Annotated in this window: 8 protein-coding genes; 6 read left to right on the forward strand and 2 right to left on the reverse strand. The window is 60.9% G+C overall.

The window, feature by feature from the left end:
• Positions 1-122 precede the first annotated feature (122 nt).
• Positions 123-1,004, reverse strand: a complete 882-nt coding sequence (locus tag EKM85_RS05400; RefSeq protein WP_125585255.1) for an AraC family transcriptional regulator — start codon at positions 1,002-1,004, stop codon at positions 123-125.
• 152 nt (positions 1,005-1,156) lie between these two features.
• On the opposite strand from EKM85_RS05400, the gene EKM85_RS05405 reads away from it, so the two are divergent.
• Entirely contained in the window at positions 1,157-3,145 is a 1,989-nt protein-coding gene (locus tag EKM85_RS05405; protein ID WP_125585256.1) for a glycoside hydrolase family 31 protein, read from the forward strand.
• 605 nt (positions 3,146-3,750) lie between these two features.
• Here the strand turns inward: EKM85_RS05405 and EKM85_RS05410 are convergent.
• Positions 3,751-5,718, reverse strand: coding sequence for a glycoside hydrolase family 127 protein (locus tag EKM85_RS05410; RefSeq protein ID WP_125585257.1), 1,968 nt, complete (start codon positions 5,716-5,718; stop codon positions 3,751-3,753).
• A gap of 215 nt (positions 5,719-5,933) precedes the next feature.
• On the opposite strand from EKM85_RS05410, the gene EKM85_RS05415 reads away from it, so the two are divergent.
• The 5 genes from EKM85_RS05415 (at position 5,934) to EKM85_RS05435 (ending at position 12,457) form a co-directional block, all read left to right on the forward strand.
• The gene (locus EKM85_RS05415) at positions 5,934-7,010 is read left to right on the forward strand and encodes a GntR family transcriptional regulator (protein ID WP_125585258.1); all 1,077 of its coding nucleotides are present in this window, start codon (positions 5,934-5,936) and stop codon (positions 7,008-7,010) included.
• A gap of 104 nt (positions 7,011-7,114) precedes the next feature.
• Positions 7,115-8,704, forward strand: a complete 1,590-nt coding sequence (locus EKM85_RS05420) for an FGGY-family carbohydrate kinase (protein WP_125585259.1) — start codon at positions 7,115-7,117, stop codon at positions 8,702-8,704.
• A gap of 24 nt (positions 8,705-8,728) precedes the next feature.
• Positions 8,729-10,153 (forward strand): L-arabinose isomerase, encoded by a 1,425-nt coding sequence (gene araA, locus EKM85_RS05425; RefSeq protein WP_125585260.1) that lies wholly within the window; start codon positions 8,729-8,731, stop codon positions 10,151-10,153.
• Between the two features lie 10 nt (positions 10,154-10,163).
• Positions 10,164-10,859: an L-ribulose-5-phosphate 4-epimerase gene (locus EKM85_RS05430; protein ID WP_125585261.1), complete on the forward strand. Its 696-nt coding sequence runs from the start codon at positions 10,164-10,166 to the stop codon at positions 10,857-10,859.
• 62 nt (positions 10,860-10,921) lie between these two features.
• Positions 10,922-12,457 carry a DUF5597 domain-containing protein gene (locus EKM85_RS05435; protein ID WP_164510678.1) on the forward strand — a complete coding sequence of 512 codons (1,536 nt, stop codon included), beginning with the start codon at positions 10,922-10,924 and terminating at the stop codon, positions 12,455-12,457.
• Positions 12,458-12,503 lie beyond the last annotated feature (46 nt).

Below are 12,503 nucleotides of genomic sequence, written 5' to 3' on the forward strand. Positions count from 1 at the left end.
AAGTTAAGGTTAGCAGAGAATGGGCGCTGTGCCCACAAAAAGAAGCCCTGAGATTCCGTATTATTCGGATTCTCAGGGCTTTTTCTTGTGGGCGAGAATTATGTCTCGGCCTCTTTTCAGGTTTACAGGCGCGCCGCCTGGCGAAACGCGGTGGGCGTCTGGTGGAGGCGCTCCTTGAAGCGTTTGTTGAAGTACGAGATGGTGGAAAAGCCGCACGCGATGGCGATCTCGCTGATGGGCAGGGCCGTGCTGGTCAGCAGCTGCGCGCCCTTTGACACGCGCGCCGCCGTGATGCTCGCCGACAGCGTGGTTTTGGTCACCGCCTTGAACAGGCGGCACAGGTGGCTTTCACTGACCGCGAACTGCTTGGCGAGCCGCGCGGCGCCGAGCGGCTGATCGAGGTGGGTGCGGATGTAGGTCAGTACGTTTTTGACCAAGTTGAGCTGGCCGGCCCGGTCCGCGACCGGCGCCAGCGGCTGGCGCGTGTGCTGCACCAAAGTCGCCCACGCCAGCAGCAGCTCGGCCTTCACGACCAGCTCAAAGCCTGGCGCGGCCGCCTCGGTCGCCTGGCGGATCGCCGCCAGCTTCGCCTTGAACGCGGGCTGCCAGGGGGTGCGGCTTGAGATCACCCGGGGGAACTGCTGCTCGCCCTGGAAGATGGGGTCGAGGTACTGCACCTGCAGCCGATCGGTCACGGCGCTGGTGATGAAAATCGGGTCGAAGACGACGGCGTAAAAGGCGAAGGGCGTTCCCAGCTTGGCCGTGAAGGCGTGCAGGCGGTCAGGGGCGATAAAGACCACATCCCCGGCCGCCACGGCGGTGCTTTGGCCGTCGAGGTGAAACTGGGCCGCGCCGGCGGTGACGACCAGGATCTCGATTTCGGGGTGCCAGTGCGGCGGCACGCGGCTGACGACCCCAACGTCGCTGGTGATCTCGTGGACGCGCAGGGGGAACAGCGCGGTGCCGTGGGGTTCTTGTTCACGTAGGGCAGGATCGATCGTCATTTCAGCCTCCTGAGCAAAATCGTGTTAGTGTTCCGCAAAACGATTAAAGCTTTTCGCAATGAAACCGCTATATTTAAAGTATACCCAATGACGAATAAAAGCCAGCGGGAAAAATTGTGATAGTGGCCGGCGTGCCACTAAGGAGGAACACCATGTATTTTCACACAGAAAAAAACGCGTTGATCGCCCAAAAAGGCAATGAGACGCTGCGGCTTGAAGCGTGGGGCAAGGATGCGCTGCGCGTCCGTGCCACGGAGTACCCGGCTTTCACCGGCAACCAGTGGGCGCTGAGCGAGCCGCTTGACCCGCAAAGCGCATTGATCGCGATCGATGAGGCCAAGGGCAGCGCGACGATTCAAAACGGCCGGCTGAAGGTCAGCATCAACCCCAGCGGCGTCCTGCGCTTTTTCAAGGATGATCAGGAAGTGCTGCGCGAGTACTACCGCAACTACGACGGCAGCGTCACGGACGAAAGCACCTGCATGAAGGTCATTAACCGCGATTGGAAGCCGATCATCGGCGGCGATTACGGCCTGACCGTGCGCTTTAACGCCAACGACGGCGAGAAGTTCTACGGCATGGGTCAGTACCAGCAGCCGTATCTGGATCTCAAGGGCTGCACGCTGGAGCTGGCGCAGCGCAACTCGCAGGTCTCCATTCCGTTTGCCGTCTCCTCTTTGGGCTACGGCATGCTCTGGAACAACCCGGGCGTGGGCACGGCCACTTTTGCCAAAAATAAAACCGAGTGGCACAGTGAAGCGACCAAGGAAATGGACTACTGGTTCACCGTGGGCGACACGCCAAAGCAGATCGTCGCGAACTACACGGCGGTCACCGGCCGTGCGCCGGAGATGGATTCCAGCCTGCTGGGCCTGTGGCAGTGCAAGCTGCGCTACCGCACCCAAGACGAGGTGCTGGACGTGGCGCGCCACTACAAGCAGCTGGGCATTCCGCTGGACGTGATCGTCATCGACTTCTTCCACTGGACTCGCCAAGGCGACTGGCAGTTCGACAAGGACTTCTGGCCGGATCCTAAGGCGATGTGCGACGAGCTGCACGCGATGGGGACCAAGGTCGTTGTGTCCGTCTGGCCGTCTGTCGACCGCAAGTCGATCAACTTCCAGGAGATGCTCGACAAGGGCTACCTGATCCGCACCGAGCGCGGCAGCATTCAGACCTACGACTTCCAAGGCGACTGCCTGGAGCTGGACGCCACCAACCCGGCGGCGCGCCAGTTCGTCTGGGAGAAGTGCAAGAAGAACTATTACGATTACGGGATCGACATGTTCTGGCTGGATAACGCAGAGCCGGACTACGCCGTGTATGATTACGACAACTACCGCTACTACCTCGGGCCGGCGGTGGCCGTCACGAACATTTACCCGCAGCTTTACGCCAAGGCCTTCCACGACGGCATCGCTAAGGAAGATCCGACCAAAAAGCAGCTTGCCCTGGTGCGCTCGGCCTGGGCCGGCAGCCAGAAGCTGGGCACGCTGGTGTGGAGCGGGGATGTGCAAAGCACCTTCGCCTCCCTGCGCGACCAGCTGGCGGCGGGGCTGAACATGGGCCTGGCCGGCATTCCGTGGTGGACGACCGACGTGGGCGGCTTCATGACCGACGACTGGCAGGATCCTGACTTTAAGGAGCTGCTGCAGCGGTGGTTCGAATTCGCCGTTTACTCTCCCGTCCTGCGCATGCACGGCGACCGCGGCCCCCACGACATCAAGCCACTGTCCAATCACGGCGGCGGCAGCCTGTACACCGGGCAAAGCAACGAGCTGTGGAGCTACGGCGAGGACGTCTACCACGTGCTGCACGAACAGCTGAAGACCCGCTGGGCCCTCAAGCCGTACCTGGAGCAGCTGTACCGCGAGGCTTCGGAGAATGGCTCCCCGCTGCTGCGGACGATGTTCTACGAGTTCCCGGATGACGAAAAGGCCTGGACCCTGTCCGACCAGTACATGTTCGGATCAGATTACCTCGTGGCCCCGGTGCTCAAGCTGGGCCAGCGGCAGCGTGACGTGTACCTGCCGGCCGGCCAGTGGCAAAACGTGGACACTGGCGACGTCCTTGAGGGCGGTCAGACCGTGACCGCCGACGCCCCGTTGGCCCGGATCCCGGTGTTCAAGCGCGTGAAGTAACCAGCGCTAGCGACCAATGTTTCCCGTGAAACATTGGTCGTTTTGCTGTGTTGCCAATGAGTCGGTAGTGGGTCAAGGCCCATCAGCCTCCCGTTGGCCAAACGCGCTGCTGTGATAAGCCGAGCATGGAAACTGCGTAAACTGCAGCCCAAGTGGTTGGCAGTAATTGCGAATGGCGTTATTCTGTTCGCGGATGATGGGAGGGTGAGGCAGGAACAGCCTCGCCAGAAAGACCCGGAAACCTCCTGGCGATCCGATCCGCACTGTGGGATTGACCAGGCGCATTGAGCCATCTGATCAGTTTGGCGATGAAGACCATGTTGAAAGCATGGGGCCCTTCCAGGGCGTGCGAAAGGATGCTGCTACCATTCCTAACTGAATACAGCGACCCTTGGCGGCGACGACAAGGCGGTAGTAGGTCCCGGGAAACCGGGACGACAAAAACCCCGGGGAGACCCGGGGGCGGGACACCATTTCGCAAGGGATGGTGCCCTTTGCGTGCACTTGAGCAGTACTGAGGCCAGGCAGACGGGCTTTCCTGGAAGTTTCAGGAAAGCCCGCCTGGTTAACGCAAGGGACCGTCAGGGGAACAAGCTTCTGGCCAGTCAGCGGCGATGGAACCACACGCGCATCTGGCCCTCTGCGCGGTTGGCCCACGCGTAATATGGGATCAGGGTTAAGGCTGCGGGGTGCAGCGCTTCTGCGTGCACGGCGGTGTATAGCGGCGAATCAGCTGCTGCGACCTGCTCGCGCGCGGCGGTGACGGTCAAGACGCCGACGCCGCCGAGCAGGGCGTCGTCAAAGTGGTAGGCGATCTTGGCGTGAGGGGCAACGCGATACAGGGCAAGTGGCGCCTGATTGTCGACTTGCTCAGCCGCGTAGACGATCGGCTCCCGCTGAACGGCGAGTTTGCCGTAATCGGCGGCGACGCGGTTATTGGCCTGCATGAGCTGCGGTGTCATGTCCAAGGTGAGGGTCAGATCGATGGCCGGCTGCCCGGCATTAACGTAGATGAAGCCGTCCTGCTGAGGCAGGTGGGTGGCGGTCCCGTTGAGTTGCAGCTGGTAGCTGGCAGACCAGGCAGGGATGCGGATGCCGAAGCGGAACTTTACTTGGTGCGGGTTTGCGATGTGGTAGTGGATCGCGCCTGACCAAGGGAACTGATTGGTCTGGGTGATGGTGATGCCATCGCTGAACTCGGCGGTGTTGGCGATGAACTGGTGGGCCAAAATGGCATCGCCTTTGCGCGTGTAGAGGTAGCGGTCCACGGAGGCGATCAACCGGGCAAGGTTGGCGGGGCAGCAGGCGCACCCAAACCAATCCGCGCGCCGGGTCAGAATGTGCGCCTTGCCGGGATCCTGCTGGCTGGCAAGCGGGTCGGCCTCCAGCGGGTTCACGTAGAAGAAGTGCTTACCGTCCAGTGCCATGCCGCTGAGCGCGCCGTTGAATAACTCCTTTTCCAGAATGTCGCCGTACTCGCCCTTGGCGTGCAGCGCAAGCATCTGCCGCGCGAAAAAGGCCATGCCGACGGCCGCACAGGTTTCGCCGTAATCGGTGGCATTCGGCAAGTCGTAGTCGTAGGTGAAGGCCTCGCCGCTATTGGTTTGGCCGACGTTGCCGGTGATGTACATCTGCCGGTGGACGATGTCGTTCCAGAACCGGTCGCAGGCCGCCAGCAGCTCCTGGTCGCCGGTGAGCCGGGCAACGTGCGCCATCCCGGTGCACAGGTACACCACCCGCACCGCGTGCCCGCGTGCCACCTGCTGGTCCTTGAGGGGGGCGCCGGCGACAAAATAGTCCGGGTCAAAGTCGCGCAGTGCCTTTGCCGCGTCTTGGTCAGGAGCATCGGCCAAGAACTGCTTTTCCAAAAACAGCGGATCCAAACCGCGCTGGTTCAGGAAGTAGTGCGCAAGCTTCAAATAGCGCTGATCGCCAGTGGCCTCATACAGGCGCGCCAGGGCCAGCTCGATTTCCGGATGGCCGTCGTAGCCGTGAATTTTGCCGGCCTCTGGCCCAAAGTGGGCATCGATGCAGTCGGCCATCCGCGTCGCAATGGTCAGGGCCTTTTGGCTGCCAGTAGCCTCTGCGTACGCCACGCCGGCCTCGATGTAGTGGCCCATGGTGTAGAGCTCGTGCGAATCGCGCAGGCGCTTGAACTTGTGCGCCGGTGCATCGATCTGGAAATACGTCGACAGGTAGCCGTCAGCGGCTTGCGCCTCGGCAATCAAATCGACTAGGCCATCCGTGATCTGCTCGAGGGCGGCGTTCGGTGCCGCCTGCAGCGAGTAGGCGGCGGCTTCAAGCCACTTGTACGCGTCTGAGTCCTGGAACGGGAAGCCGTAGTGGTGACCGGTTTGCTGGCCAGCGGCGATCTTGAGGTTGGCGATCACGTGGCTGTTCTTGCTGGGACCGGCGCTTGGTGTTTCGCCATCAAAGGCGCCGTCAGCCTCGTCATTCATGACCTGCCACTGGTAGGGCAGGACCTCCTTGGCCACTAGGTCGCGGTAATGCTGCCAAAAGCCGGAAGTGATGGTGACTTTTTTAATGGTGGGAAGGGACTTTGCTGTTTGCATGATCAACACTCCTTATGCGGATGCGCGTCAGTCTGGCTGGCGCCGCGGTCTAACGAGCCCTATTGTAACGGTTTTCAACCGCGAGGTAAGGGGTAATTTCTCACGGCGGCGGCTTGGCGCAAGCTGGTTGCCCGGGAGACTGGGGTTTCGCCGAGATAATTTATTTGAATTAATTTCTGCACGGGCGTTTACTAGAATCAATAAGGAGGACGGTCATGCAAAGTCAGGAGTCGGTAACACTCGCATTAAAAGAGGCCATTTTGGCGGGACGCTACGCCGTGGGGGAGAAGCTGCCAACGGAGCGGATGCTGCTTCAGCAATTTGCGATCACCCGCTACGGTCTGCGCCAGGCGCTTAAGGCCCTGGTGGCCGAGGGCCTGGTGCGCGCCGTGCAGGGTAGTGGGTTTTACGTCGCCGACCCGCACCACAAGCAGCGCAAGCAGGCGGCCCAGAAAATCGTCGGGGTGATCACCACGCACCTGGCGGATTACATTTTTCCGCCGATCATCTCCGGTATCGACAGTGTCGTGAGTGCCGCCGGCTACGGCTTGATGCTGAGCAACACCCACAATGAATTCGAAAATGAGCGGCGCAGCCTGATCCGGATGATGGATACCGGCGTGGCGGGGCTGATCATCGAGCCGACCCGCAGCGCGATGGCGAATCCGAATCTGGCGCTTTATCGGCGCATTGCGCTGGCCGGCATTCCGGTCGTTTTCATCAATGCCGGGTACACGGGGCTGACCGACTTTCCCACCCTGACCGTCGATGACGCGGGCGGGGAGCGCCAATTGATCGAGGCGCTGCTGCGGCAGGGTCACCGGCAGATCCTGGGGTTGTTTCAAATTGATGATCAGCAAGGGGTGGACCGCATGCAGGGTTTCGTTCAGGCCTACCAGGCGAGGCAGCCCGCGGTGGCGACTGGCAACGTCATGCTTTACCAGTCCGGCGACCGGCTTGCCGACCTCAAAGCCCGCGTGTTGGCGGTGGCCACCGGGGAACGGCGACCGACGGCGATTGCCTGCTACAATGACCAGCTGGCGATCCGGGTGATCACTTGGCTTGGCGAAGTGGGGCTGAAGGTGCCGGGTGATATTTCGCTGGTTGGGTTTGACGACTACGAAATGAGCCGTTACTCGCGCCCGGCGCTCACTACGGTGGTTCATCCGAAGCGGCGGATGGGTGAAGCGGCCGGGCAGGCGGTGCTGAAGGCCATTGCCCATGACCGGCCAGCATCCATTCAATACCCGGCAGCAGTGGTGCTGCGCCACTCCACCCAGCCACTGAGCTGAATTGATTCGAATCAATTGAATCAATTTGCCGCCGGCGAATAAACCGCTTACCTTGAAGTTGCGAATAATCCGCAGCTTCTTTTTTTATGGGCAGGAGGGATCAAATGGATACGGAAATCAAGGCCGCGGTCGAAGCGGGTCAGTTGACGCTGGGCATCGAGCTGGGGTCAACGCAGATCAAGGCGGAATTGCTGACGCGGCAATTGCAGCCGGTCGCAGCTGGGACATCCGGCTGGGCCAACGAATTCAAGGCCGGCCACTGGACCTACTCGCTCGACCAGGTGTGGGCTGGTATTCAGGCGGCCTACGCGGCACTCAAGGCCGCGGTCGAGCAGCAATCCGGCTGTCAGCTGACGCACCTTGACGCGATTGGTATCAGTGCCATGATGCACGGCTACTTGGCCTTCGATGCCGCCGACCAGCTGCTGACGCCGTTTCGTACGTGGCGCGATAACACGACCGGTGAGGCGGCAAGGCAGCTGTCGCAGCTGTTCAACTTCAATATCCCGCAGCGCTGGAGCGTCGCCCACCTTTATCAGGCGATCTTGAACGACGAGGCGCATGTCGACCGGGTCGCCTTTATGACCACGCTGGCCGGCTACGTGCATTGGCAGCTGTCCGGGCAAAAGGTGATCGGCGTCGGCGATGCCTCGGGCATGTTTCCCATCGACCCGGGGACGAACGAGTATGATGCGATGAAGCTCGTGGCCTTTGACACCTTGCCGGCGGTCCAGGCGCATCACTTGCAGCTGCGCCAGATCCTGCCGCAGCCGCTGCTGGCGGGCACGCCGGCGGGCCACTTGAGCAAGGCTGGCGCCGCGCGGCTGGATCCCAGCGGCACACTGGCGCCGGGCGCGGTGATGGCGCCGCCGGAAGGGGATGCCGGCACCGGGATGGTCGCCACCAATAGTGTGGCGGTCAACTCGGGCAACATCTCTGTAGGCACGTCTGCGTTCACGATGACCGTTTTGCCTGAGCTGCCTGACTCTTGGGATCCGGCAATCGATATTGTCGCGACGCCAACTGGGCAGCCGGTCGCGATGGTGCACGCCAATAATTGCTCCTCGGACCTCAACGCGTGGATCGGGTTGATGGGGGAGGCGATCGCGGCGGTCACCGGTGAGACCCCTGGTGACTTATACCAGCGGCTTTTCGCTGCAGTCCCCAAGGCGGATGCCGACCTGGGGGGCTTGCTCGCTTTTGCCAACGTGTCTGGTGAGAACATCACCCAGGTCGATCAGGGCCGGCCGCTTCAGGTGCGCACGTCTAGCACGCAGATGACGCTGGCCAATTTCATGGCGACGCAGCTGGACGCGGCCTTTGCGCCGCTGGCGGTCGGCATGGAAAAGCTGCACGAGCTGGTCACGCTGAAGGCGTCCACGATGGTTGCGCAAGGCGGGCTGTTTAAGACCCCGAAGATCGCCCAGCAAGTGCTGGCCAACGCGCTGGGCTTGCCGATCACGGTCATGACCAACGCCAGTGTCGGCGGGCCGTTTGGGATGGCAGTGCTTGCGCAGTTTACCGCGGCTGGCGGCGGCGACCTCGCGGAATATCTGCAGTCTGAGGTGTTTCAGGAGACGACGGCGACCACGCTGATACCAGAGCCAAGCGGACGCGCCGCTTATCAGCATTTTCTTGCCCGCTATCAAAAAGCCTTGCCGTTGGCGCGGCAGGCCGGCAGTCTCGTTGATTAGAAAATCTGAATGGAGGACTTAGCAATGAAATTAGCACAACAATATGAATTCTGGTTTGCCGTGGGCAGCCAGGCCCTGTACGGCGAGGACGCCCTCAGGCAGGTCGAGGCCGACAGCAAGGTCATCGCCGCGAAGCTGAACGAAAGTGGGACCTTGCCTTACCCGGTCGTGTTCAAAGGCGTTTTGACGACGGCTGACGGCATTACCGCCTTTATGAAGGAGGTCAACTACCGCGATCAGGTCGCCGGCGTCATCACTTGGATGCACACGTTCTCCCCGGCGAAGAACTGGATCCGCGGCACCAAGCTGCTGCAAAAGCCCCTGCTGCACCTGGCGACGCAGTTTCGCGAAGACATTCCGTACGCGACCATCGATTTTGACTACATGAACCTCAATCAAAGCGCGCACGGCGATCGGGAGTACGGCTACATCAACGCGCGCCTAGGCATCCGCAACAAGGTCGTGTACGGCCACTGGGACGACCCGGCGGTCAAGCAGCAGATCGCGGACTGGGAAGACGTGGCCGTGGCCTACGCCGAGAGTTTTCAGACCAAAGTGGCGCGGTTCGGCGACAACATGCGCAACGTGGCGGTCACAGACGGCGACCGAGTGGAGGCCCAGATCAAGTTTGGCTGGACCGTCGACTACTACGCGCTGCACGATGTGGTTGAAGTGATCGATGCGGTGAGTGAAGCCGACATCAACCAGGCTTACGCGGACTTGACCGCCAAGTACACCGTGGTGCGCGGAGATAATGATGCGGCCAAGTACGACCACGCGGTGCGCTACCAGCTCCGCGAATACCTCGGCATTAAAAAGTTTCTGGATGACCGCGGCTACAACTGCTTCACGACCAACTTCGAGGACCTGCACGGCCTCGAGCAGCTGCCGGGGCTGGCGGCGCAACTGCTGATGGCGGAGGGCTACGGCTTTGGCGCTGAGGGGGATTGGAAGACCGCTGCGCTCAGCCGTATTCTGAAGGTGATGGCGCACAACCAGCAGACGTCGTTCATGGAGGATTACACGCTGGATCTGCGCCCAGGGCACGAGGCCATTTTGGGCTCACACATGCTGGAAGTTGATCCTTCGATCGCCTCCGACAAGCCGCGGATCGAAGTGCACCCGCTGGACATCGGGGGCAAGGCCGACCCGGCCCGGCTGGTCTTTAACGGCTCTGCCGGCGACGCCGTTGACGTGACGTTGGCAGACTTCCGCGACGGTTTCAAGTTCATCGGTTACCCGGTCAACGCAGCCAAGGCCGAACAGCCGCTGCCGCATTTGCCGGTGGCCAGCCAGCTTTGGACGCCCACGGTGGGGCTGAAGGAAGGCGCCACCGCCTGGATCAAAAACGGCGGCGGTCACCACACGGTCCTGTCCTTTAGCATCAGCACCACGCAGATCAAGGACCTGGCGACGCTGTTTGGGGTGCAGGCCGTCGTGATCGAGTAGGAGGGCGGACATGCTAGAAAAGCTCAAAGAAGAAGTCTACGAAGCCAATATGCAGCTGCCCAAGCTCGACCTGGTGACGTTCACCTGGGGCAATGTCTCCGGGATCGACCGCGAGGCGGGGCTATTTGTGATCAAGCCCTCCGGGGTACCGTACGAGACCTTACGCCCCAGCGACATGGTCGTCGTTAACCTGAAGGGCGAAGTCGTCGAAGGCAAGCTGCGCCCCTCCAGCGACACGCCAACGCACGTGGTCTTGTACAACGCGTTTGCCGACATCGGCGGCATTGTGCACACCCACTCGCCATACGCGGTCACGTTTGCCAGTGCCAACATGGCTGTGCCGGCGCTGAACACCACCGCCGCTGACACGTTTTACGGGGATGTCCCAGTGTCTGAACCGCTGTCTAAGGAGCAGATCGAGCGGGCCTACGAGGAAGAAACCGGTGAGGTGATCGTCAAAACCTTTGCCGACCGCCACCTTGATCACGATGCGGTGCCAGCGGTACTGGTCAGCCAGCACGGGCCGTTTACTTGGGGCGCCACCCCGGCGAAAGCGGTTTATAATGCTAAGGTGCTTGAGGTGGTCAGCCAGATCGACTATCAGACCATGACGCTGAGCGCTAAGGACAACCACGTGCCGCAGTACCTGCTGGACAAACATTACTACCGCAAGCACGGGAAAAATGCGTACTACGGGCAACGGTAACCACTCGGCGCGGCCGTGCGGCAGACGATGAACAATCAAGGGCATCAAGGAGGAGCAGCATCGTGTTACCACATTTGGAAAAACGTGAAAATGGCACCGCTTTAATTGTCAATGACAAACCTTTTATTGGTTTAGCCGGGGAAATTCATAACTCGAGCGCCAGCGACCCCGGCTACATGGAGGAGAAGGTCTGGCCACAAGTGATGGCCCTGAATATCAATACGCTGGTTGCCCCGGTCTACTGGGAAATGATCGAACCGGAAAAAACCAAATTCGACTTTGCCACCGTCGACTATCTCATCACTGCGGCGCGGGAACATCAGGTGAAACTGGTCTTGCTGTGGTTCGGTCTGTGGAAAAACGCCGGGTCCACGTATGTGCCGGAGTGGCTCAAGACTGATCCGGCCACCATTTACTCACAGGACCAGACCGGCCGGCACCTGCTTGCCATTTCGCCAGCGGACCACCGTGCGATTGGCTTGGACGCCACCGCGTTTAGCCACCTAATGGCGCACATCAAGCAGCGCGACGAGACGGAAAACACGGTGATCATGGTGCAGGTCGAAAACGAGACTGGCCTGCTGAACGCGGATTTTGACCACGCGATCGATGAAGACCAAGCCCTGGGGCAGCCCGTGGCGGCCAGCCTGGCCGAAGACACGCAGCAGTCCTGGCGCGCTTATTTTGGCGAAGCAGCCAAGGAGCAATACATGGCGTACCTGTTCGCGTCGGCGGTCGAAACCGTGGCTGCGGCCGGTAAGCGGGAATACCCACTGCCGCTGTACGTGAACGCCTGGCAGCAAAAGCCGCTGGACGTTCCTGGCGCATCATTTCCGGGCACGTATCCGACCGGTGGGCCAACCGTGAAGATGGTCAAGACCTGGCAAAAGGTGGCACCGTCAATTGATCTGATCGCACCTGACATCTACGTCCCGAACTTTACGGAAGTTACTGACGCCTACTTTTCCCAGCAAAACGCCTTGCTGGTCCCAGAAACGGCGCGGGCACTGCCGGCGGTCTCCAACCTGATTTACGCGATTGGCCATTATGACCTGCTGCTGTTTTCACCGTTTGGGGCCGAGGATTTCTTTACGACGCCAGCCAAGGCGGATCCGCAGATGCTGAAGGCCCTGGCCATCGACCCGCGTGCGTTTGACCAAGGCGGGCAGGCCGGGCCGGCGCTGGCGACGGCCTATCGGCTGCTGAAGGGGCTGATTCCGCTTTTGGCCGGCAATCAGGATTCTTCGCGGCTACACGCCTTTATTGCCACTAAGCCGGCCGATGAAGGGGTCAGGGTCCGGCTGGGAAATTGCAACGTGGTGGTGCACTTCGCCGCTTTGACCGGTGAGCAGGCCCCTTCCGCCGGGTTCATCCTTGAGCTGGCGGCCAATGAATTTCTGGTGTTCGGGATCAATATTCGGATCGTACTCGAGCCCAGCAGCGCCACCGCGCGGCCAGTGGGCCTGTTGAAGCTTGAAGAAGGCGAGATGGTGGCAGGCCACTGGCAAAGCGGCCGTATTTTGAATGGCGACGAGCAGACCGTCATCCAGCTCGGCCAGCTGCCAGGCCTTCTGAAATTTAAGACCTTCACGTACTAGCGCTGGCGCATGAGTCAGCTTTGCAGGCGAGAGGAGAGAAAAAACG

The sequence above is a fragment of the Lacticaseibacillus jixianensis genome (assembly GCF_003946485.1).
Lineage (GTDB): Bacteria > Bacillota > Bacilli > Lactobacillales > Lactobacillaceae > Lacticaseibacillus > Lacticaseibacillus jixianensis.